General features: G+C 66.9%; 20 protein-coding genes. 5 read left to right on the plus strand and 15 right to left on the minus strand.

What is annotated here, in order from left to right:
- The first annotated feature begins 50 nt into the window (after positions 1–50).
- A complete protein-coding gene (locus QO033_RS05555; protein ID WP_284479951.1) occupies positions 51–1,358 on the plus strand; it encodes an ATPase in 1,308 nt (435 codons plus the stop codon).
- 53 nt (positions 1,359–1,411) lie between these two features.
- On the opposite strand, the gene QO033_RS05560 is transcribed toward QO033_RS05555, so the two are convergent.
- Both QO033_RS05560 and QO033_RS05565 read right to left on the minus strand, forming a co-directional pair.
- Positions 1,412–1,894 carry a DUF4405 domain-containing protein gene (locus QO033_RS05560; protein ID WP_284479952.1) on the minus strand — a complete coding sequence of 161 codons (483 nt, stop codon included), beginning with the start codon at positions 1,892–1,894 and terminating at the stop codon, positions 1,412–1,414.
- A gap of 124 nt (positions 1,895–2,018) precedes the next feature.
- Positions 2,019–3,548: an MDR family MFS transporter gene (locus QO033_RS05565; RefSeq protein ID WP_284479953.1), complete on the minus strand. Its 1,530-nt coding sequence runs from the start codon at positions 3,546–3,548 to the stop codon at positions 2,019–2,021.
- A gap of 161 nt (positions 3,549–3,709) precedes the next feature.
- Here QO033_RS05565 and QO033_RS05570 point away from each other — a divergent pair, with 161 nt between their 5' ends.
- The 4 genes from QO033_RS05570 (at position 3,710) to pdeM (ending at position 8,327) form a co-directional block, all read left to right on the plus strand.
- Positions 3,710–4,348, plus strand: coding sequence for a MarR family winged helix-turn-helix transcriptional regulator (locus QO033_RS05570; protein ID WP_284479954.1), 639 nt, complete (start codon positions 3,710–3,712; stop codon positions 4,346–4,348).
- A 14-nt stretch (positions 4,349–4,362) separates the two neighbouring features.
- Positions 4,363–6,783, plus strand: coding sequence for a ligase-associated DNA damage response DEXH box helicase (locus QO033_RS05575; RefSeq protein ID WP_284479955.1), 2,421 nt, complete (start codon positions 4,363–4,365; stop codon positions 6,781–6,783).
- A gap of 131 nt (positions 6,784–6,914) precedes the next feature.
- Positions 6,915–7,595 carry a ZinT family metal-binding protein gene (locus QO033_RS05580; protein ID WP_284479956.1) on the plus strand — a complete coding sequence of 227 codons (681 nt, stop codon included), beginning with the start codon at positions 6,915–6,917 and terminating at the stop codon, positions 7,593–7,595.
- Positions 7,596–7,664: 69 nt separating this feature from the next.
- Positions 7,665–8,327, plus strand: coding sequence for a ligase-associated DNA damage response endonuclease PdeM (pdeM, locus tag QO033_RS05585; protein ID WP_284479957.1), 663 nt, complete (start codon positions 7,665–7,667; stop codon positions 8,325–8,327).
- Between the two features lie 26 nt (positions 8,328–8,353).
- On the opposite strand, the gene QO033_RS05590 is transcribed toward pdeM, so the two are convergent.
- The 13 genes from QO033_RS05590 to tolR all read right to left on the minus strand — a co-directional run bounded on the left by QO033_RS05590 (position 8,354) and on the right by tolR (position 21,738).
- Positions 8,354–9,253, minus strand: coding sequence for a LytTR family DNA-binding domain-containing protein (locus tag QO033_RS05590; RefSeq protein WP_284479958.1), 900 nt, complete (start codon positions 9,251–9,253; stop codon positions 8,354–8,356).
- A 239-nt stretch (positions 9,254–9,492) separates the two neighbouring features.
- On the minus strand, positions 9,493–10,395 hold the full coding sequence (folD, locus tag QO033_RS05595; RefSeq protein ID WP_284479959.1) for a bifunctional methylenetetrahydrofolate dehydrogenase/methenyltetrahydrofolate cyclohydrolase FolD: 903 nt from the start codon (positions 10,393–10,395) through the stop codon (positions 9,493–9,495).
- Complete coding sequence (locus QO033_RS05600; protein ID WP_284479960.1) at positions 10,392–10,688, minus strand: chorismate mutase; 297 nt, start codon at positions 10,686–10,688, stop codon at positions 10,392–10,394. Before QO033_RS05600 ends, folD begins: the two co-directional genes overlap by 4 nt.
- Positions 10,689–10,782: 94 nt before the next feature.
- Positions 10,783–12,459: a formate--tetrahydrofolate ligase gene (locus QO033_RS05605; protein WP_284479961.1), complete on the minus strand. Its 1,677-nt coding sequence runs from the start codon at positions 12,457–12,459 to the stop codon at positions 10,783–10,785.
- 79 nt (positions 12,460–12,538) lie between these two features.
- Complete coding sequence (locus tag QO033_RS05610; RefSeq protein WP_284479962.1) at positions 12,539–13,117, minus strand: MOSC domain-containing protein; 579 nt, start codon at positions 13,115–13,117, stop codon at positions 12,539–12,541.
- Positions 13,118–13,160: 43 nt separating this feature from the next.
- A complete protein-coding gene (locus tag QO033_RS05615; protein WP_284479963.1) occupies positions 13,161–13,943 on the minus strand; it encodes a methyltransferase domain-containing protein in 783 nt (260 codons plus the stop codon).
- 105 nt (positions 13,944–14,048) lie between these two features.
- Positions 14,049–15,965, minus strand: a complete 1,917-nt coding sequence (gene ftsH, locus QO033_RS05620; protein WP_284479964.1) for an ATP-dependent zinc metalloprotease FtsH — start codon at positions 15,963–15,965, stop codon at positions 14,049–14,051.
- 74 nt (positions 15,966–16,039) lie between these two features.
- Positions 16,040–17,311, minus strand: a complete 1,272-nt coding sequence (gene tilS / locus QO033_RS05625; protein ID WP_284479965.1) for a tRNA lysidine(34) synthetase TilS — start codon at positions 17,309–17,311, stop codon at positions 16,040–16,042.
- Positions 17,308–18,141 carry a tol-pal system protein YbgF gene (ybgF, locus tag QO033_RS05630; protein ID WP_284480101.1) on the minus strand — a complete coding sequence of 278 codons (834 nt, stop codon included), beginning with the start codon at positions 18,139–18,141 and terminating at the stop codon, positions 17,308–17,310. Before ybgF ends, tilS begins: the two co-directional genes overlap by 4 nt.
- A gap of 12 nt (positions 18,142–18,153) precedes the next feature.
- Positions 18,154–18,672, minus strand: coding sequence for a peptidoglycan-associated lipoprotein Pal (gene pal, locus QO033_RS05635; RefSeq protein WP_284479966.1), 519 nt, complete (start codon positions 18,670–18,672; stop codon positions 18,154–18,156).
- Positions 18,673–18,759: 87 nt separating this feature from the next.
- Positions 18,760–20,079 carry a Tol-Pal system beta propeller repeat protein TolB gene (tolB, locus tag QO033_RS05640; RefSeq protein WP_284479967.1) on the minus strand — a complete coding sequence of 440 codons (1,320 nt, stop codon included), beginning with the start codon at positions 20,077–20,079 and terminating at the stop codon, positions 18,760–18,762.
- Positions 20,076–21,257: an energy transducer TonB gene (locus QO033_RS05645; protein WP_284479968.1), complete on the minus strand. Its 1,182-nt coding sequence runs from the start codon at positions 21,255–21,257 to the stop codon at positions 20,076–20,078. The genes tolB and QO033_RS05645 overlap by 4 nt, the downstream gene beginning before the upstream one ends.
- Before the next feature lie 7 nt (positions 21,258–21,264).
- Positions 21,265–21,738: a protein TolR gene (gene tolR, locus QO033_RS05650; RefSeq protein ID WP_284479969.1), complete on the minus strand. Its 474-nt coding sequence runs from the start codon at positions 21,736–21,738 to the stop codon at positions 21,265–21,267.
- Positions 21,739–21,740: the final 2 nt, after the last annotated feature.

Consider the following 21,740-nt stretch of genomic DNA (forward strand, 5'->3'; position numbering starts at 1 on the left):
AGGTGGGCCCTGAGTCCCCTGCCCGAGACATGTGACCGAGAGCACCTCAGATGAACATGCAGACCCCCTCCGATCTGGCCCCGCCGCAACCCCGTTCGCTGGCCGAGATGCAGCTACCGATGGTGATGATGCGGGACATCCTGCTGAAGACCATCTTTCGTAAGAACACCGAAACCGTGTCGGAGACGGCGTCGGCCCTGTGCCTGCCGATCCCGATCACCCAGGAACTGATCGATCTGGCCCGCGCCCAGCGGCTGGTCGAGGCGACCGGATCACTGAGCGCCAGCGGCGGCAATGAACTGGGCTATCAGCTGACCGATGCGGGCAAGGCGCGGGCGCTGGATGCGCTGGCGCAGTCAGAATATTTCGGCGCCATGCCGGTGCCGCTGGCGATCTACGAACAGCAGGTCAAACGCCAGTCGATCCGCAACATCCAGGTCACCCGCAGCCAGCTGACCGCGGCGATGGGCAGCCTGGTGCTGCCCGACAGCCTGCTCGACCATCTGGGGCCGGCGGTCAGCGCCGGTCGGTCGATCCTGATGTACGGTCCGCCGGGCAACGGCAAATCCTCGATCTCGAACGGCATCCGCAATGCGCTCGGCGATCAGATCTTCGTGCCCCGGGCGATCGAATATTCCGGTCAGGTCATCACCGTCTACGATCCGATCGTGCATGACGCCATCGAACAGGAGCCCGACGATCCCACCCGCCTGCGCCGGCCCAAGCGGTTCGATGCCCGCTATGTCCGCTGCAAGCGCCCGACCGTGGTGACAGGGGGGGAGCTGTCGCTGTCGATGCTCGATCTGGTCTACAACCCAACCGCGCGCACCTATCAGGCGCCGCTGCAGATGAAGTCCACCGGCGGCATCTTCATCGTCGACGATCTCGGTCGCCAGGCAGAATCGCCGCAGGCGCTGATCAACCGCTGGATCGTGCCGCTGGAGGAGAACAAAGATATCCTCGGCCTGCAGTCGGGCGAGAAATTCGAAGTGCCCTTCGACACGCTGGTGATCTTCTCGACCAACTTCCACCCAAACGAGATTTTCGACAAGGCGGCGCTGAGGCGGATTTTCTTCAAGATTCTGATCGACGGCCCCAACCAGCAGGATTTCCTGAAAATCTTCGCGCTGGTGGCGCGCAAGAAGGGCATGCCGCTGGACGAAAAGGCGCTGATCTATCTGCTGAAAGAGAAATACCCGCAGATCGACAACGTCTATGCTAACTATCAGCCGGTGTTCCTGATCGACCAGATGATCTCGATCTGCGAGTTCGAGGGGCTGCCTTATCAGATGACGCCGGAACTGATCGACCGCGCCTGGGACAACCTCTTCGTGCGCGAGAGTGAAATCATCCACTGACTCCGGCCCTGAGTGCCGCCCGGGAGAGATACGCTCTCCGGGCGGCGATGGGGTCATTCCTCCATCAGCAGCCTGAGGATACTGACCTGCTGATTGCGATCACCGCCGGTCAGCGCCGCCAGGCTCTGGCCCGGGGTCGCCTCGATCCCCGCGGAGGCGAGTTTCTGCAGCCCCGTCGCGGTATCGCTGCCGCTCAGCGCAATCACGGTTTCGATCGGCGCGGCGTTGAGCGTCCGCATCACCATCGCCACCGGGCTGCCGCTGCCCTGCGGCGCCGGCACGAAGGACACCGCCAGCACGCCCGCGAAAACCCCGACGATCCCCAGTGCCAGCGGCTTGCGGAAATAGGTCTTGAACGCGCGGAAGTTCACCAGGACATGCGCCCCGACCCCGGCCACCATGGCCCAGCTCAGCCATTCATGCGCCAGCTTGTTATAACCGCTGTCCCAATGGAAAAACATCAGGATCCCCGTTACCGCGCTGAGCAGGAAAGCCCCCATCGTCAGCGGCGTGGCCCATTTGCGGATTACCTTCATCGTCTTTGCTCCTGATAAAATCTGCGCGTCCTCATCAAACCAAACGACGGAACCCGCGGGCTCCGTCGCCAAGACATCAGATTTTTCAGGACGGGCGCCGGTCGTGCCGGCGGAGCGCGCAGGCCTATTCCGCCGCCGGCGCCGAATCCTTCGGCAGCGGCACCCGCGCATCCAGCGGGCGCTCCACCATCAGCAGCGAAACCAGACAGGCGATACAGGCGCTGCCCGCCGCGATCCAGAACACCGGGTGCAGCGCCTGGGCGATACCGTTAATCACCATTTCACGCATCCCGGGCTCCATCGCCGCGATCATCTCGTTGCTCAGCGCCCGCGGGTTGCCCCCCCCCAAGGCACCGCCCAACTGCCGCGTCAGCCCCATCGAGAAGATCGCGCCGAAGATCGCGGTGCCGATGGACCCGCCGATCAGCCGGAACATATTGGCGCTGGCGGTGCCGATGCCGACCATGTTCAGCGGTACCGCATTCTGGATCGCCGTCACCCCGACCCCCATCACCGGACCGATGCCGATGCCGGTCAGCACCATCGACGCCGCCATGCGCCAGTTCGGCGTCTCTGCGGTTGCCGTCGCCAGAGAGATCATCGCCAGCGCCAGAAGCAGCGTCGAGAAGACCGGCAGCATCCGATAGCGCCCGGTCCGCATCATGATCTGCCCGGCGGAGAAGGAGGCGCCGATGATCCCCACCATCATCGGAAAGGTGAACATCCCCGACAGCGCCGGCGACATTCCTTTGACCACCTGCATGAAGAAGGGGACGAAGGTGATGGTGCCGAACATCGCGGTGCCGACGATCAGGCCGACCACGTTGGACACGACGAAGTTGTTGATGCGGAACAGTTGCAGCGGCAGGATCGGCTCCCTCGCGCGGCGTTCGATCAGGATGAACACCACCAGCGCGACGACCGCCGCCACCGACAGGCCGATGATCTCGGGGCTTTGCCAGGGGAAGGTGCTGCCGCCGAGGCTGGCCGTCACCACCGCCAGCGACAGGGTCAGCGCCAGGCTGATCGCACCGGGATAGTCGATCGCCGGCCGGCGGGTCGGATGCGGTTTCGGCAGGCCGAAGGAGAGCACCGCGAAGGCCACAAGCCCCAGCGGCACGTTCATCAGGAACAGCCATTCCCAGGGCGCATGCTGTACAATGAAGCCGCCGGCCAGCGGGCCGATCACCGTGGAGACACCAAAGACGCTGCCCAGCATGCCCTGATACCGCCCGCGTTCGCGCGGCGGCACCGCATCTGCGACCGAGGCCATGGAAACGACGATCAGCCCGCCGCCGCCCAGCCCCTGCACCGCTCGGCCGGCGACCAGAACCCACAGGCTGGGCGCCAGGGCACAGAGCAGCGAGCCCAGCAGAAACACCACGATACCGCCCTGCATCACCCGCTTGCGGCCGAACAGATCGCCCAGCTTGCCGCAGACCGGTGCACCCACCGTGGCCGCCATCAGATAGGCGGTGATCACCCAGGTGATCTGCGACAGGCCGCCCAGATCGCTGAGAATGGTGGGCAATGCGGTGGTCACCACGGTCTGGCCGAGCGAGGCGATGAAAAGAACCGAGGCTGCCGCGAGAATCACCAGACGGATGCGGGTGCTGTCAGGGCCTTCGGTCACGCTTGGGGTCGGGGCTGGCACGTGTTAATCCTTGAAAAATCGCTTCAATACGCGTGCGGCAAAGGCTCCTCTTCCGTCTGCCGCGCGGCCGGAGGGAGATCCTTCCGGTTTCATTGTTGAATGCATATATGTGCAACTTGCAATTACATGTCAACAGCATGTAATTGCCGTCATCATCCGCTTTGCGCGGAAACAGTCTGGAGGACGGACCGATCGTCGAGCGCAATGAGGCCCTGGCCGCCTTTCTGGAAGCCGCGGGAATAGACCGCGACATCACCCGTGCATCGCTTGAGATCGACGCGACGCTGCAACGCTGGCGCCGGCGCGTGAACAAGCGCGAGCTGGGGATCGCGGCGCTGCGGGCCCTGGAACTGGAGGAGGAGATCGACCTCGCCCAGCTGGACGTGCTGATGGCCACCGATGCCACCGGCACCGATTTCGGCTGCGAGAGCGAGCCGGAAACCATGGTCTCGACCATCGCCGCGCGGCTCAGGATCGATCCGTCCCGTGCCTCCCGGCTGGTCAGCGAGCTGATCGCCAAGGGGCTCGCCCGGCGCACCGTCAGCCAGATGGACGCACGCCGCACCATTGTTGAGCTGACCGCGCGCGGCGATGCCATCGTCGATGCGGTCCGGCGATTCAAATTCCTGGTGATGGGTGAATTCCTCTCCGGCTGGACCCCAGAGGAAATCGAAACCTTCATACCGCTGTTCAACCGTTTCGCCGCCTGGACCGGCGATGCCAACGTCGTCGGGCCCGACCGTTTTCCGCAGGAGTTCGAAGAGATCGCCGCCCGCCTGCGCGCCATCCCCACCCCCTGACGGACCGGGCCGCGATGCCGCTGCTGCCACCTGGGATCGAGGGCTGGTTCACCGCCCGGGGCTGGGCCCCGCATCCGCATCAGACCGACATGCTGGCCCGCGCCGCCGAGCCCGCCACGCTGCTGATCGCCCCCACTGGCGGCGGCAAGACCATGGCGGGTTTCCTGCCGACGCTGGCAGAGCTCGGCGCCGATCCGGCCCCGGGGCTCCATACCCTCTATGTCTCGCCGCTGAAGGCGCTGGCGGCCGATATCAAGCGCAACCTGCGCGTCCCGGTCGAGGAGATGGGATTGAACATCCGCATCGAGGATCGCACCGGCGACACCTCCCAGACGCAGAAGAAGCGCCAGCGCGCCGACCCGCCGCATATCCTGCTGACCACGCCCGAGAGCCTGGCGCTGCTCCTGTCCTATGAGGATGCTCCGCGGATCTTCGCCGGGCTGCAGCGAATCGTGGTCGATGAAATCCACGCGCTGGCCGAATCGAAACGCGGCGATCAGCTGTTGCTGGCGCTGGCGCGGCTGCAGGGTCTCTGCCCCGGGTTGCGGCGCGTCGGCCTGTCGGCGACGGTGGAGGACCCGGCGGCGATGGCCCGCCTGCTGGCCCGTCACCCCGATCCCTGCACCATCGTTCAGGCCGACCCCGGCCCCGATCCCGATATCGCCATGCTGCAGACGGCGGAACTGCCGCCCTGGGCCGGCGGGGGCGGCGCCTATGCCATCCCGGCGGTGCTGGACGAGATCAAACGGCACCGGACCACGCTGATCTTTCACAACACCCGCGCGCAGGCCGAGATCTTCTTTCACAACCTCTGGCTCGCCAATGACGAGGGGCTGGCGATCGGCATCCATCACGGCAGTCTCGACCGGGCGCAGCGCGAACGGGTCGAGGCGGCGATGACTGCCGGGCAGCTGCGCGCCATCGTCTGCACCGGCACGCTGGATCTGGGCATCGACTGGGGCGATGTCGACCTGGTGATCCAGGTCGGCGCCCCCAAGAACGTCAAGCGCCTGGTGCAGCGCCTGGGGCGGGCCAATCACCGCTATAACGCGCCATCCAAGGCACTGCTGGTCCCGGCCAACCGGTTCGAGGTGGTCGAATGCGTCGCCGCCCTGGAGGCGGTGCGCGATCACGCCCTGGATGGCGATCCGCGCGGGCCGGGGCCGCTGGACGTACTTTGCCAGCACCTGCTGATCGTCGCCTGTTCCGGCCCCTTCGACGCCGACCAGCTATATGCAGAGGTCCGCAGCGCCGGCCCCTATGCCGCGCTGCCCCGCGCCGATTTCGACGATTGCCTGGAGTTCTGTGCCACCGGTGGCTATGCGCTGAAAGCCTATGACAAATGGCGCCGGCTGATGCAGCGGCCCGACGGGCGGTGGCACTTGCGCGATCCGCGCAGTGCTCAGCGGATCCGGATGAACATCGGCACCATTCAGGACAGCGACCTGCTGAAGGTGCGGATGAGCGGCCGGGGAGGCAAACCGCTGGGCGAGGTCGAGGAGGCCTTTGCCGCCTCGCTGAGCGAGGGTGACACCTTCCTGATCGGCGGCCAGATCGTGCGATACGAGGGCTTGCGGGAAATGACCGTGGTGGTGCGCCGGGACGCAGCGCGCAAACCCAAGGTCGCCACGTTTTCCGGGACTAAATTCGCCACCTCGACGCAGCTCAGCGCGCGCATTCTGACGCTCTTCGCCGCCGACGACTGGCCACAGCTGCCGCGCCACACGGCCGACTGGCTGGCGCTGCAGCGCGCGGTGTCGCGGCTACCGCAACAGGGCCGGCTGCTGATCGAAAGCTTTCCCCACGACGGGCGTGCGCATCTCTGCGTCTACGGTTTCGCCGGGCGCAACGCGCAGCAGACGCTGGGCCTGCTGCTGACCAAGCGAATGGAGGAGATGGGGCTGGCGCCGATGGGCTTCGTCGCCACCGATTACGCCACGCTGATCTGGGGGCTCGACCCGCTCGACGATCCGGCGCCGCTCTTCGATCGCGCCGCGCTGCGCAACGGGCTGGACCACTGGCTGGCCGGCAACGCGGTGATGAAACGTACCTTCCGCGCCTCAGCCACCATCGCCGGGCTGATCGAACGCAACATCCCTGCCGCGCAACGCAAGACCGGGCGGCAGGCGACGTTTTCCTCTGACATCCTCTATGACACCTTGCTGAGATACGATCCCTCTCACCTGCTGCTGCGGATCACCCGGGCCGAGGCGCTGCGCGGACTGGTCGATTTCGGCCGGATCGAGGAGATGCTGGACCGGGTCGGCAGCCGGATCGACCATCTGAACCTGCAGCGGGTCACCCCGCTGGCGGCGCCGCTGCTTCTGGAGGTGGGCAAGGTTCCGGTCTCTGGCGCGGCCGAGGAGCGGCTGATGGCAGAAGAGGCCGAGCGGCTGATGCAGAGCTCCGGCCTCGCCACGCTCCCCGGCAACTGACCGTCGATTCCACCCTCTCCGCGGCCGATCTGCTCCACGACAGCATTGCCAGCACCGACGGACTGCTTTACGAGGCAGGTTTAGTGTTACGTTATAACGTAACACACAAGTATCTGAGAGGAGTCCCATCGATGAAACAGACACTCGCCAAGCGGATCGGCGCGCTGACCCTGACCGCCCTGTTGGGCACCGCCCTGCAGGCCGCGGCAAGCGGCACCACCAGCGGCGATCACAGCCACGATCACGCCCATGACCACAGCCATGCCGACGCCCAGCAGAAGCAAATCTACAAGGGCTATTTCGAGGACAGCCAGATCGCCCCGCGACCGCTGTCGGACTGGGAAGGCGACTGGCAATCGGTGTTTCCCTATCTGATGGACGGCACCCTGGATCCGGTGATGGCGGACAAGGCCGCCCATGGCAGCAAGACCGCCGAAGGCTACAAGGCCTACTACCAGATCGGCTATCAAACCGATGTCGACCGGATCGTGATCGACGGCGATCAGGTCAGCTTCCACACCGGAGACAATGTGGTCACCGGCACCTATGCCGACGATGGATATGAGGTGCTGACCTACAAGAAGGGCAACCGCGGCGTCCGCTTCGTCTTCGCCAAGACCGCCGGCGACGACGACGCCCCCGGGTTCATCCAGTTCAGCGATCATGCCATCGCCCCCAACAAGGCCGGGCATTATCACCTCTACTGGGGCGACGACCGCGCAGCGCTGCTGCAGGAAGTGACCAACTGGCCGACCTACTACCCCTCGACCCTCAGCGGCGACCAGATCGTGCATGAGATGATGGCGCACTGACCGCCTTCCCGGCAGGGGGCGCGTTGCCGCCCCTTGCCTTTTGCTCCGCCCCCGATCATGGAACGGAGCATGAACGGTTACGATTTCACCCTCGCCGGCGTTTCGCTGGTGGCGCTTGGCAGCGGCGCGCTCTGGTGGCCCGATCAACGTCTGCTCTGCGTCTCCGATCTGCATCTGGGCAAATCCGAACGCCTCGCCCGCCGCAGCGGCGCGGCGCTGCCCCCCTATGACACCCGCGACACGCTGAACCGGCTGGCTGCGGATCTGACCCGGCTGCAACCGCAAATCGTCGTCTGCCTTGGCGACAGTTTCGACGATCTGGACGCTGCCAGCGCGCTGCCGGAGGAAGAGCGTCGGTGGATCGCACGGCTGCAGGCGGGCCGCCGCTGGGTCTGGATCGAAGGCAATCACGATCCCGGCCCGATCGGGCTGGGCGGCACCCTCCTGGCGGAACTGCCGGTGGCGCCGCTGACCTTCCGCCATATCGCCCGGCCCGGGGCCAGCGGCGAGATTTCCGGCCATTATCACCCCAAGGCAACGCTGAGGACCCGGGGACGCACGATGACCCGCCCGGCCTTTCTGGCCGACCGGAACCGGGTGATCCTGCCCGCCTATGGCACCTATACCGGCGGGCTGCGCAGTCAGAACCCGGCGCTGGCTGAGCTGATGCGACCTGAGGCGCTGGCACTGCTGACCGGCGCCACGGTCCACGCGATCCCGATGCCGCGCTGAGGCCGGCCGCCGACGACGCGCGGCTGTCAGAGGATGCCGGCGGCTTCCAGATCGGGCTTGTAGGTCCGGCTGACCGGCACCCGGTCGCCATTGACCAGCCGCAGGAAGATGCGGCCGCCCTCGCGCTCCACCCCTTCGATGGCGACCCGCGCCACCCAATGCGACCGGTGCGAGCAATAGCCGTCGACGGTGTCCATCTCGTCGATCGCGTCGGTCAGGCGCATGCGCAGCCGGTGATGGCCCTCCGCCCCGACCACATCGACGAAATGGTCTTCCGAACTCAGTCGCAGAATCGGCCCGGCAAAGGTTTCCGGCAACCGTCGCATCAGCCGCGGAGGCGGCGGAGCCATCTCCTCCGGAGGGTCGGCCTCCGCCGGCCCGACCGGGTCCCGCAAACGCTCCTCCACCGGGTCCGGCACCGCCAGATCAACCGCGGCGGGTTGCACCTGAGGCCCCTCCGCCGGCGCTGGAGCGCCGAACCGGGACGGGCCCGCATCGCCGCGCAACAGCAGCGGCGGGATCACCCGCCGCGTCAGCACCACCCCCAGGCTGATGACCGCCACGAACTGCCCCAGATGCAGCAGGAAGGGCACCGGGCTGCGGGACGGCGACAGGATGCCCATCGACAGGCCGAACAGGACCGGCGTGAAAAACACCGTCATCAGCGCCACGACGATGCCGTCCTCGACCCAGGCGCGGCGTGTCCAGGCCCGCGCCAAGCGATTGAAAAAGCTGGCGAAGAGCGATGAGATCACGACCACAAGCGACCAGTAGATCAACCTGCGGCCGAAGCTGACCCCATAGGTTCCGAACGGGGCGCCATAGGCGGCGAGAAAAGAAAAAACGGTCCAGACAACGATTTCGCCCTGCGAGACCGTTGGAAGGATTCGACCGCGGTCTATGCTGCGCTTTGAGAAAATACCCAAAAATTCGCCGTCTTCTTCGTGGTTCCGACCCTCACCCTAGTGGTCCTGTGCCGGAGATAAAATGCGCTAAGGGCAGGAATTGCCGTTACGTTAACTTTTGTGACCCCGGATGCAGCGGCCCGACGCCGGAAAATAGCTGGAAAACCACCGGATTTGCGGCCGGCGCAACCTGTGGAAGAGCCACCGTGGCGGGTGGAAAATAGGCATGGGCGGCCCGGACCGGGCCGCCCGGAATCGCCTCAGGCGGTCAGCCCCTCGGGCTCGGCCAGGCCATTGGCCCGCGAACAGGCGGTCAGCGTGTTGGCCAGCAGGCAGGCGATGGTCATCGGCCCGACACCGCCAGGCACCGGGGTGATGGCGCCGGCCACCTCGGCACAGCTGGCAAAGTCGCAATCGCCGACCAGCCGGGTCTTGCCCTCGCCCTTCTCGGGGGCGTCGATGCGGTTGATGCCGACGTCGATGATCGTCGCACCCGGCTTGATCCAGCCGCCCTTGACCATCTCCGGCCGGCCGACCGCGGCCACCACGATATCGGCGCGGCGAACCACCTCCTCGATATCCCTGGTGCGGCTGTGAGCGATGGTCACGGTGCAGCTGTCGCGCAGCAGCAGCTGTGCCATCGGCTTGCCGACGATGTTCGAACGGCCGATCACCACCGCGTTCAGCCCCGACAGACTGCCGTGATAGTCGCGCAGCATCATCAGGCAGCCCAGCGGTGTGCAGGGCACCATTGCCTTCTGCCCAGTCGCCAGCAGGCCGACGTTGGAGATATGAAACCCATCGACGTCCTTGGCCGGATCGATCGAGTTGATCACCAGATCCTCGTTCAGATGGCCGGGCAGCGGCAGCTGCACCAGAATGCCATGAACCGCCGGATCGGTGTTCAGCTGGTCGATCAGCGCCAGCAGCTCGGCCTCGGAGGTCTCGGCCGGCAGCTTATGCTCATAGGAGTTCATACCGACTTCGACGGTCATCTTGCCCTTCGAACGGACATAGACCTGGCTGGCGGGGTCTTCGCCCACCAGCACGACGGCCAGACCGGGCGTGATGCCGTGATCCGCCTTCAGCCGCGTCACATGTTCCGCCACCTTGCCGCGTACCGTCGCGGCAAAGGCCTTTCCGTCGATGATCTGTGCAGTCATTTCATGTCCTTTCCATCAGGGCCCCGGGACGGGCCCAGAACCGCCTCTTCCCGGGCGATGGCCCATTCGATCATTTCCCGCCAGAGCTTATCCGCAAGATCGGGATCAAGACCGACCTCGGCGGCATTGCGACGCGCATTTGCGGCAACTTCCTCGACTCGCGCGGGTATTCTGGCCGGTAGATTCTCCAGCTGCTTGAGCTCGGCGGCGCGGTCGATGCAGACGGCGCGGTCGGCAAGAAGCGCGATCAGCTTGCGATCGAGCGCGTCAATAGTCTGACGCAGCTCGCGCATGGTTCGACAGGTCTTCGGTGGGGTCACCCGGCGTCTCCGTCCACGATGCTTTCGGCGCCCTCATAGGGCAGCCGCGCGGCGGGCTCAAGCCGGGTCAGAACAGCCCTTCGATCTGCCCCAGATCGTTCAGCCCGATCGCCTCTGCCGCCGGCGTGCGCGGCAGCCCCGGCATGGTCATGATCTCACCGCAGATCGCCACCACGAAGCCGGCACCGGCCGACAGGCGCACCTCGCGCACCGGAATGCTGTGCCCTTCGGGCGCCCCCAGCAGCGTCGGGTCGGCGGAGAAGCTGTATTGCGTCTTGGCCATGCAGACCGGCAGGGCGCCGTAACCGGCGGCCTCCCACTCCCTGAGCTGGGCCAGCACCTGCGGCGGCGCCGTCACCTCAGCGGCGTGATAGATGCGCTTGGCGATGCACTCGATCTTGTCGAAGAGGCTGAGTTCGTCGCCATAAAGGGGCGCGAAATCCGCCACGCCACTGTCGGCGATCTCGGCCACCCGGACAGCCAGGTCCCGGCTTCCGTCCGAGCCGAGTTCCCAGTGCCGGCAAAGGATCGCCTCGGCGCCCAGGTTCGCGACATAGTCGCGCACGGCGTCGATCTCGGCGTCGGTGTCGGTGACGAAATGGTTGATCGCCACCACCACCGGCACGCCATAGCCCTGCAGATTCTGCAGGTGACGGCCGAGGTTGGCGCAGCCGGCGGTCACCGCCGCCACATTCTCCGCCCCCAGATCGGCCTTGGCGACGCCACCGTTCATCTTCATCGATCGCACGGTCGCCACCAGTACCACGCAGGCCGGCGCCAGACCCGCCTTGCGGCATTTGATGTCGAGGAACTTCTCCGCCCCCAGATCGGCGCCGAAGCCGGCTTCGGTCACCACGTAATCGGCCAGTTTCAGCGCTGTCCTGGTGGCGATCACGCTGTTGCAACCATGGGCGATATTGGCGAAGGGGCCGCCGTGGACGAAGGCCGGGGTATTCTCCAGCGTCTGCACCAGATTGGGCTGCATCGCGTCCTTCAGCAGCACCGTCATCGCCCCATCGGCCTTCAGGTCGCGGCAGGTAATCGGGCTCTTGTCGCGGCGATAGGCGACGATGATATCGCCCAGCCGGCGCTGCAGATCGTCCAGATCGGTGGCGAGACAGAGAATCGCCATCACCTCAGAGGCCACGGTGATGTCGAAACCGCCCTGCCGCGGCGAGCCATTCGACACCCCGCCCAACCCGACGACGATATCGCGTAACGCCCGGTCGTTCATGTCCATCACCCGCCGCCAGGTCACCCGGCGGTCGTCGATATCCAGATCGTTACCCCAATAGATGTGGTTGTCGATCATCGCCGCCAGCAGGTTGTGGGCGCTGGTGATGGCATGGAAATCGCCGGTGAAATGCAGGTTCATCTCTTCCATCGGCACCACTTGGGCCCGGCCGCCGCCAGCGGCGCCGCCCTTCATGCCGAAGCAGGGGCCGAGGCTGGCCTCGCGGATGCAGATGGCGGCCTGCTTGCCGATCGCCGCCAGCCCGTCGCCCAGCCCCACTGTCGTCGTGGTCTTGCCCTCCCCCGCCGGGGTCGGGTTCACCGCGGTCACCAGGATCAGCTTGCCATCGGTACGGCCCTCCAGCCCCTTGATGAACGCCTGTCCGACCTTGGCCTTGTCATGACCGTAGGGGATCAGATCCTCCGGCCCGATGCCCAGCTTGGCGCCGATATGCTGGATCGGCTGTTTCTCTGCTTCCCGGGCGATTTCGATATCGGATTTGAAGCTCATCCTGCGCTCCCTGTCTGTCGTCCGCGACCGGGTCTTGCCGGCCGCCGTTCTGCGTCTTGGTGGTGAAATCTCGGTGGTGTCAGGGCGCCCAGGCCCGCTGGGAGGGCACAAACAGCCGCAGCTGGTCGCCCAGCGACAGCGTGCCGGGGCGTTCGACCCAGGCGGTGACGCCGCGCAGCCCTGCCGCCGCCGGTTTGAAGAGCGCACCGCGGCCCGGGTCCTCTGCCTCGATCTCCCGCCCGGGCAGGACGCAGGGCAGGTTCTCCATATCGACCACCAGCGTCAGCCCGTCCGGGGCCTGCAGCCGGGCCGAGGGCGGCACATGGGTAAGATCGGGAATGCCGCGCAGCACCACGCTGGCCCCCAGCAGCACCGGATCCAGCCGTTCCACCCCCATGGTCTCGGCAATCCGCGCCATCTCCTCTTCCGAGAGGATCGACAACTGCCGCGTGTTGCGGATCTTCGTGTTGCGTGGATAGAGGTTCAGCACCCGTGAGCAGGAGGGCCGGAAGCCGCCGCCGTGGCGGTCATCGGCCAGCCCGTCAAAGCCGCAGCCGAGCCGCTCAACTGCCTCGGCCCGCAGCGAGTCGCGTGCCGCCGGCACATGGCCGAGCCAGACGACCTCTGCCTCGTATTCGGTCTTGGTCAGTGCTGCCATTGCCTAAGGCGCTCCCGTTCCTGCCGGTTCTGCGCCCCGACTATCACATCGCCGGCCGCCGCAACACGAAGAAGAGCCTGCGGAAGGGGAAAAGAACCGTGCCTTCCGCCCGCAGCGGATAAACATGGCGCACCGCATCGTCGTACAGCGCGCAGAGCGCCTCTGCCTCCGCCGGGCTCAGCGTTTCCAGCACCGGACGCGCGAAGGTCGAACTGGTGAAACCGCGCACCGGGTGCCCCTCCTCCGTCGCCGCAAGCTCCTGATAATATTCAGTCTCCCACAGGGCGAGTGTGCCCAGCGGCGCCAGCAGATCGAAATATTCCTCCGCCTCCAGGATACCCGGCGCCAGCGCGGTGTCGAAACGGCCGGGAAAATGCGCCGCCGCCAGATCGTGCCACAGCCGGTGCGACGGCGCATGGTTCTGATGCGGGATCTGCACCGCCAGCACACCGCCAGGCGCCAGATGCCGCACCAGTCGCGGCAGCAGCGCCGGGTGACCCGGCAGCCAGTGCAGCACCGCGTTAGAATAGAGCAGCGCCAGCGGGCTCTCCGGCTGCCACTGGGCGGCATCGGCCTCGCTCAGCCTGTCATAGACGCCCTGCGCCCCGGCCTTCTCCAGCATCGTCGGAGAGTTGTCGACGCCAATCAGCCGCCGCCCGGGAAAGCGTTCCGCCAGAAGCGGACCGGCCACGCCGGTACCGCAGCCCAGATCGCAGATGTCGCCCGGCGGCAGTGCGCCGACCCGTGTCATCAGATCGACAGCCGGCTGCAGCCGCAGATCGTGAAACCGGGCGTAGAGATCGGGGTTCCAGTCAGAAGAGCTCATGGCGGCGACTCGCAGCTGCGGTAATTTATGTATACCATGGTATACTGAAAGTCCACCCGCCGCAACGAAAACGGCCGGGCGTGGGCCCGGCCGTCAAATCATCTATCAAGCACTCGGCTCGGGCTCCATCCCGCCCTCGGCCGGTGGCGCCTTCGGCTTGGTCTTGGGAATCGCTGTCAGGCTGGCGCTGCCGCCCTGATCCGCCCCATCGGTGCCGTCGCCATCCACATTCGGCGGCTCACCGTTCATCACGCGGCGGATTTCCTCGCCGGTGAGGGTTTCGTATTCCAGAAGCCCCTGCGCCAGACGCTCCCATTCCTCGCGCTTCTCGGTCAGGATCCGCACCGCCTGTTCATAGCCGGTCTGGATGAAGGTTCTCACCTCCTCCTCGATCAGCTCCTTGGTGTGGGCGGAGACGGAGAAACCGGCGGTATTGCCGCTGTAGCCTTCATGCGCCTCGGCATAATCGATATTGCCGACCTTGTCGGACATGCCCCAGCGCATCACCATGGCCCGGGCCAGCTGGCTGGCCTGCATGATGTCGCCCGACGGCCCGTTCGACACGTGGTTTTCGCCATATTTCAGGATTTCCGCGGCCTTGCCGGCCATGGTCATGGCCAGTTTCTGCTCGCATTCATCCTTGTGATAGTTCAGCCGGTCCATTTCCGGCAGGCTGACCACCATCCCCAGCGCGCCACCGCGCGGAATGATCGTCGCCTTGTAGACCGGATCGCACAGCGGCAGTTCCAGACCGACGACGGCGTGACCGGCCTCGTGATAGGCGGTCTTTTCCTTCTGATCCTGGGTCAGCACCATCGAGCGGCGCTCTGCCCCCATCATCACCTTGTCCTTGGCGTTCTCGAAATCTTCCATGGTGACGAACCGGCGGCCGACCCGGGCGGCCATCAGCGCCGCCTCGTTCACCAGGTTGGCCAGATCGGCCCCGGAGAATCCGGGGGTGCCGCGGGCGATGATGCGCAGATCGACATCGGGGCCCAGCGGGGTCTTGCGGGCATGGACGCCCAGGATCTTCTCACGCCCCTTGATGTCGGGATTGCCGACGGTGACCTGACGGTCGAACCGGCCCGGACGCAGCAACGCCGGGTCCAGCACGTCCTTGCGGTTGGTGGCGGCGATGATGATGACGCCTTCGTTGGCTTCGAACCCGTCCATCTCCACCAGCAGCTGGTTCAGCGTCTGTTCGCGTTCGTCGTTGCCACCGCCATAGCCGGCGCCGCGATGGCGGCCCACGGCGTCGATTTCGTCGATGAAGACGATACAGGGCGCGTTCTTCTTCGCCTGCTCGAACATGTCGCGCACCCGGCTGGCGCCGACGCCCACGAACATTTCCACGAAATCCGAGCCGGAGATGGTAAAGAAGGGCACGCCCGCCTCGCCCGCGATGGCGCGCGCCAGCAGCGTCTTACCGGTACCCGGAGGGCCCACCAGCAGCGCACCTTTCGGGATCTTGCCGCCCAGCCGGGAGAATTTCTGCGGGTTGCGCAGGAATTCGACGATCTCTTCCAGCTCTTCCTTGGCCTCGTCGATGCCGGCGACATCGTCAAAGGTCACGCGGCCGTGTTTCTCCGTCAGCAGCTTGGCGCGCGACTTGCCGAAGCCCATCGCCCCGCCACGGCCGCCACCCTGCATCCGGTTCATGAAATAGACCCAGACGCCGATCAGCAGCAGGAAGGGCAGCAGCGTGATCAGAAAGCTCTGCAGCCCCGATTGCTGTTGTTTCTCTGCCCGCACCGGGATCTTGTGCTGAATCAGCAGGTCGGTGATCTGCGCATCCTCGGGCTTGATGGTCACATAGTCCTGACCGTCGGTGCCGCGGAAGCGGACCTGCTCGCCATCCAGCGTGACAGAGCTGACCTCATTCTCCTGCACGGCGCTGACAAAGTCGGAAAAGGTGATCTCGCGGCTCTGCAGCGTGGTTCCGGATCCGCTGAACAAATTGAACAGCACAAGGATCAGCAGGAACAGCACGACCCAGAAGGCGATATTGCGAACGTTGCCCAAGAAAGCTCTCCTAACTGCGCGGCCGCGGGCGCGACCGGGTGTTAGGCGTTAAAATAGACATCCTTGGACGAGGTTCAATGCGTTAAAAGCCCGGCGCGAAAGCCGGTGTCGCCCCCTTCGAGCCGCAGTTGCCAGCCCTCCGGCCGACCGGCGGCGGGTGCGGCGATCACCTCCTCCCCCAACCAGAGCGCCGGGCAGGCCTCAAGCACCGCGGCGGGCAGGCCGCTGTCGGCCCGATCCGGGCATTGCAGCCGGCCCTGCGGCCCCAGCGCGGCAAGCCGGGCCCGCGGCGGCGGAGGTGGTCCTTCCAGCCGCCAGCGCCGGTCCCACAACCCGCCGGGCGGAGCCTGCAAGTCCTTGATCGCGCTGAATTCGCGACTGACCCACAACCGGGTGTCGTCACCGCGGCCACGCGGAAAGATCCGGCAGCCCCCCAGGGTGCCGGCGCCACCCCGGCGCAGATCCCGCAGCAGCCGTTCCAGCGAGGCCCGGCGCGGCGGATAGGGCAGACCGCCGATCCAGCCGATGGCGCCGGCCAGCAGCCGGCGGGCGATTTCCTGCGGCAATAGGGTAAACGCCCGTGCCTCGAACACCACGCAGCCTTCGATGATGCGCGAAAGCTCGCCGGCGGCCTGGAACGCCGCCCAGCCCAAGGCCTCATCGGCGCGGGCCATGTTGCGGGCCACATCGCTCAGCGCTTCCGGCGTGATGCCGAGACGGTCGAGCCCTGCCAACGCCTGGCGTGCCCGCACCCGGGCGAAACGGTCGTCCAGATTCGACGGGTCCTCCTCCCAGGTCAGCCGCTGACGATCGAGATAGTCACGCAGCGCGCCACGTCCGATCTCAAGCAACGGTCGCGCCAGGATCAGCCCGCCCTGCAGCCGCGTCGGACGCATGCCCGACAGCCCGGCGGGACCGGAGGCCCGCGCCAGCCGCATCAGCAGGGTTTCGGCCTGATCGTCGGCGGTATGTCCCAGCACCAACATGCCGACGCCCTCGACCCGGGCCCAGTCCTCCAGCAGCCGGTAGCGGGCCTGCCGCGCCCGATCCTGCAGATTGCCGCTGCGGTCCCAGCCATGCCAGCGCAGCACGCTGTGCGGCACCCCCAGCCGCTGGCTCAGCCGCCCGGCGCGGGCCGCCTCGGCCGCCGCCTCGGGCCGCAGACCGTGATCCACCGTCGCCGAAACCAACTGAACCCCGGTGCCATGCAGCGCGCGCAGCATCAGATGCAAAAGCGCCACCGAGTCGCCACCGCCGGACAGCGCCACGGCGATCCGCCCCGGCAGCGCCGGCCCGAGCGCGCGCTGCACCCGGGTGATCAGCTCGGCATCGAGCGGCGAGGTCAAGAGCAGTTCAGCGCCGCCATCTCCGCCTTGGCGGCGCTCACCGCACCGGAGACGGGGAACCTGACACCGACCTCACCCAGGGTGACGCAGGCCTGGCTGACCTGCCCGAGCCGGCCCAGGGCCGCGCCCAGTTCATACAGCGCCTCCGGCGCATCCGGACCGTTGTCGTCGGCGGTGAAGGCGCCCAGGAAGGCGCGCGCCGCCTCGCGCGTGTCGCCCAGACCTTCCAGCGCATGCCCGCGGTTCAGATGCGCCCGCGCCGCCATCGGACTGCCCGGATAGGAGTCGTTGAACGCCGCGAACAGCTCTGCCGCGCGGGCGAAATCCCCGGCCTCCAGCGCCGCGTTGGCGGCGTCGAAATCCGCCTTCTCGCCGACCGCCAGCTCACTGCCCGCGTCGGGGTTGCCGGGCGCCGCCGGGGTGCCGGCGGGAACCGCGCCCGCGGGCGGTTCCCCGCCCAGCGTGGTGGTTTCGCCCAGCTTGGAGACATCGCCGCCCTCAAGCTCGACCAGCCGGAACTCCAGATCTCCGATCCGGTTGGTCCCATCCTCGACAATCCGGTCGATGCGATGGCCCAGTTCCTCGGTATCGGCGGTCAGGCGCTGCAATTCGCTCTCGATCGCCGCCACCCGTTCCAGCACGCTGTCACCCGACACGCCGGTCTGCGGCGCCCCAGTCGTCGACAGTTCGCGTTTGAGCCGCTGAATCTCGACATAGAGCACGTTCAGCTCCTGCCGGATATCGGCGAGCGTCTCCTTGTCCTGAGCCAGCGCGGGGGCCGCCCGCCCGAAGAGCGTCAGCACCAGTGCCAGCAGAAGCAGACCGCGCATCATCCTACCCTCTTACCCGGCCAGCGCGCTGGACAGAACCGTCACCGCGCGGCGGTTCTTGGCATAGCAGGCTTCTTCGCTGCAGATCTCGATCGGCCGTTCCTTGCCGTAGGAGACCGTCTTCAGCCGGCTGCCGACAACCCCGCGCGAGATCAGGAATTCCCGCGCCGCATTGGCCCGCCGCGCCCCCAGAGCGAGGTTGTATTCGCGAGTACCCTGTTCGTCGGCATGGCCTTCGATCACGGCGGTGAAATCGGGATTCTTCGTCAGCCAGTCGGCCTGCGCAGTCAGCGTCGCCCGGGCCGCGTCGCCCAGCGTCGACTGATCCACCGCGAACCACACCCGATCGCCCACCGCCTGCTGGAAATAGGCCGGCGAGGAGGGATCGGAGGGCAGCCCGGAACCGGCGGTGCCGCTGCCGTACCCCGCCCCGCCCATGCCGTCCCCGTAGAGGCCGTCGTTTTTCGCGTTGGAACAGGCCGCCAGCGCCGCGAGGGCGCCGACCATCATCACTTTGCTCAGAGTATTCATGCCATTTGCCTCTCGACTATCGCTTATGCGGGCGATGTTTCTGGGAATGCTTTTATCACAGCGCCGGGGTCATGTGAACGCGGCGCCTCAGTTCTGCAGCGGCGACCACGACGGGTCCGAGGCACCGCCCGGGGTGCGCACGGGGCGCAGGTTCCGGCCGGTGATATCGACGGTATAGAGCGTCGCCTGCCCCGCCGCGCCACGGCTTTCGCGGGTGAACATGATCACCCGCCCGTTCGGCGCCCAGGTCGGCCCTTCGTCCAGGAAAGACGCGGTCAGCAGCCGTTCCTCGCTACCATCGGTGCGCATCACGCCGATGTGGAACCGGCCCTGGTTCTGCTTGGTGAAGGCGATCATGTCGCCGCGCGGCGACCAGACCGGGGTGCCATAGCGGCCCTGACCGAAACTGATCCGCTTCGCCTCGCCACCGGTGGCGGGCATCACGTAAAGTTGTTGGGTGCCTGAACGGTCGCTTTCGAACACGATCTGGCGACCGTCCGGCGAATAACTGGGCGCGGTCTCGATCGACGGGGCGGAGGTCAGCCGGGTCTGTTTTCCGGTATTGATGTCCATCTCGAAAATATCGGTGTTGCCCCCCTGTTCGAGAGAGAAAACCACCGTGCGCCCGTCGGGGGCGAAGCGCGGCGCGAAGCTCATGCTGCCCTCGCGGGTTTCCAGCACCCGGCGCTTCACCTTGCCGACGTCGAGCACATAGATCCGCGGGAACCCGGTCTCGAAACTGGTATAGAGCACCCGGTCGCCCGAGGGCGAGAACCGCGGCGCCAGAACGATGGCGGCGCTGTCGGTCAGATACTGCACGTTGGCGCCATCGTAATCCATGATCGCCAGCCGTTTCTTGCGGTCGTTCTTTGGCCCGCTTTCCGACACGAAGACCACCCGGCTGTCGAAATAGCCGCCCTCGCCGGTGATCCGGCTATAGACCGCATCGGCCACCTTATGGGCCATCCGCCGCCAGCCGTCGGTGGTGCCGGCGAATTGCAGCCCGTTGCCCAGTTCCGCGCCCGAAAACACGTCCCACACCCGGAACCGCACCGTCAGCCGCTTGCCGGCGACCGACACCGCGCCGGTGACCAGCGCCTGGGCGTTGATCGCTTTCCAGTCGGCGAACTGGATCGGGGCGGCGAAATCGCTGACCTTGCCGATATGGGCACTGGCGGGAATCTCGCGAAACAGGCCGGTGCCGGACAGATCGGCGGCAATGACCCGGCCGATCTCCCGCGCCACATCCGCCGCGCCCTGGGTATCGGGCACGAAATCTGGCACCGCGAAGGGAAGGGGTTCGATCACGCCTTCGGTGATCTCGATCCGCAGCGGTCCGTTCTGCGCCGCGGCCGGCTGGATCAGCAGGGCCCATCCCAGCAGAAAGCTCAGCAGAAGTCTGGTCATTTAATCCGCATCCTCTCAGGATTGAATGTCATCTCAATATCACGCCAATGATCGTATTTGTCTGCCGGCAGCGCGTATCCGCGGGCGCCGCAGCGGATGATTGCCCGCCGCGCGGCCTCGAATGCCTGTTTTGCCGCCCCGCTGTCGCCGCCGGAGCTCGACACCATGCGGATCGAGCCAACCTCTGGCTTACCGTCCGAAGTCAACGAAACTGCGACAACCACCGTCGTCGACAGCGCCGCAGAGGACAGCGAGCCGACGTTCCAGCAGGCCGAGACCGCCACGCGCAGCGACTCCTTCTCGCCGGCGCTGAGCGGTGGGCCTGCCGGCGCGGCCGCCGCCGGCGCCCGTGTCTCGCTGCCGGCCAGAGCTTCGGACAGAGCGGAGTCGACGCTGCTGCGGGTCCGTGCGCGGTCACTGGCCGGCGCCGCGGGCTTGGGCGTGGCCGGGGTGGCCGCGGCCGTCGCCTCGGTGCGCCGCGCGGGGCGCATCGCCGGACGTTGCGACCGGCTCGGCGCCAGCGCCGCCTGCACCGCCTCGCCGGTATCCTCGCTTTCGCCTTCCTCGGCCTCAGTCACGATCTCGCTCACCGCTTCTTCCGGAGCGGTCGCCGGCTGCGGCTCCGCCTCGGCGGCGGCATCGGGTGCCGGCGCGATCTCCTCGCGAACGACGGGATCGGGCGTGGCCTCTGGCGGCGGCGGCGCGACCGGCTCCGGTGCCACCCGCTCAACCGGGCGCGGTTTCGGCCGCGGCGCCTGCGGAATCAGCGCGGCGGTCTGCGCCGGCTCGGGTTGCGGCGGTTCGGGCTGCGGTGCCGGCTCGGGCTCTGCCACCGGTTCCGGGACGGGCTCGGGCGCCGGAACCGGTTGTGGCGCGGGATCGGGGGCCGCCACCGGTTCGGGAGCCGGCGTCGTCGGCCGGGGCGGCGGCGCCTCTGGCGCGGGCTCGGGCGCGGCGATTTCCGGCTCCGGCGCCGGGACGGCCTCGGGCTGGGTCACCTCTTCGGCCGCAGCCGGCGCCGCATGCCGGCCACTAAGTGCGGCATAGTCCTCAGCGCTGATCACGGTCACATCCTGCACCTCGAAAGGTGTCGGATCCGACCGGAACGCACCGCCGAGGAACGCCCAGCTCAGCAGCGCCACATGGGCGACCGCCGAAATTTTCGTGCCGGTCTGCACAGCGCCCTCACCCGGCCTCGTCCAGCGACGGACCGCCGCTGTCGGTCACCAGCCCGACGTTGGAAAACCCGCCGGCGTTCAGCGCCCCCATCACCTGCATCACCGTTTCATAGGGGATCGAGCCATCGGCACGCAGATAGACCCGGTCGCTGCCGCGTTCGGCGGCGATCGCCCGCAGCTTCGGCAACAGCTCCGCCCGCGGCACCGGCGTGGTCTGCAGCTGGATCTCGCCCGTGGCGGTGATGGTCACGGTCAGCGGCTCCTCCTGCTCGGAGGGCAGCGCGCCGGCGGCGGTCTTCGGCAGCTCCACCGGCACCCCCACCGTCATCAGCGGCGCCGCCACCATGAAGATGATCAGCAGCACCAGCATCACGTCGACAAAGGGCGTGATGTTAATCTCCGCCATCGGCCGGGCGCGCCGCCGGCCGCGGCCCCGCCGCCGGCCTCCGCTGCTGCCCGATGTCTGAACCCCCGCGCCCATCT

Origin of the sequence: Pseudodonghicola flavimaris, assembly GCF_030164425.1 — a bacterium.
GTDB lineage: Bacteria > Pseudomonadota > Alphaproteobacteria > Rhodobacterales > Rhodobacteraceae > Pseudodonghicola > Pseudodonghicola flavimaris.

Excerpts from the sequence above, each read along its gene's own strand:
- QO033_RS05555 (WP_284479951.1), top strand. The coding sequence starts at position 51 with ATGAACATGCAGACCCCCTCCGATCTGGCCCCGCCGCAACCCCGTTCG.
- QO033_RS05560 (WP_284479952.1), bottom strand. The coding sequence starts at position 1,894 with ATGAAGGTAATCCGCAAATGGGCCACGCCGCTGACGATGGGGGCTTTC.
- QO033_RS05575 (WP_284479955.1), top strand. The coding sequence starts at position 4,363 with ATGCCGCTGCTGCCACCTGGGATCGAGGGCTGGTTCACCGCCCGGGGC.
- QO033_RS05580 (WP_284479956.1), top strand. The coding sequence starts at position 6,915 with ATGAAACAGACACTCGCCAAGCGGATCGGCGCGCTGACCCTGACCGCC.
- pdeM (WP_284479957.1), top strand. The coding sequence starts at position 7,665 with ATGAACGGTTACGATTTCACCCTCGCCGGCGTTTCGCTGGTGGCGCTT.
- folD (WP_284479959.1), bottom strand. The coding sequence starts at position 10,395 with ATGACTGCACAGATCATCGACGGAAAGGCCTTTGCCGCGACGGTACGC.
- QO033_RS05600 (WP_284479960.1), bottom strand. The coding sequence starts at position 10,688 with ATGCGCGAGCTGCGTCAGACTATTGACGCGCTCGATCGCAAGCTGATC.
- QO033_RS05605 (WP_284479961.1), bottom strand. The coding sequence starts at position 12,459 with ATGAGCTTCAAATCCGATATCGAAATCGCCCGGGAAGCAGAGAAACAG.
- QO033_RS05610 (WP_284479962.1), bottom strand. The coding sequence starts at position 13,117 with ATGGCAGCACTGACCAAGACCGAATACGAGGCAGAGGTCGTCTGGCTC.
- QO033_RS05615 (WP_284479963.1), bottom strand. The coding sequence starts at position 13,943 with ATGAGCTCTTCTGACTGGAACCCCGATCTCTACGCCCGGTTTCACGAT.
- ybgF (WP_284480101.1), bottom strand. The coding sequence starts at position 18,141 with ATGCGCGGTCTGCTTCTGCTGGCACTGGTGCTGACGCTCTTCGGGCGG.
- pal (WP_284479966.1), bottom strand. The coding sequence starts at position 18,672 with ATGAATACTCTGAGCAAAGTGATGATGGTCGGCGCCCTCGCGGCGCTG.
- tolB (WP_284479967.1), bottom strand. The coding sequence starts at position 20,079 with ATGACCAGACTTCTGCTGAGCTTTCTGCTGGGATGGGCCCTGCTGATC.
- tolR (WP_284479969.1), bottom strand. The coding sequence starts at position 21,738 with ATGGGCGCGGGGGTTCAGACATCGGGCAGCAGCGGAGGCCGGCGGCGG.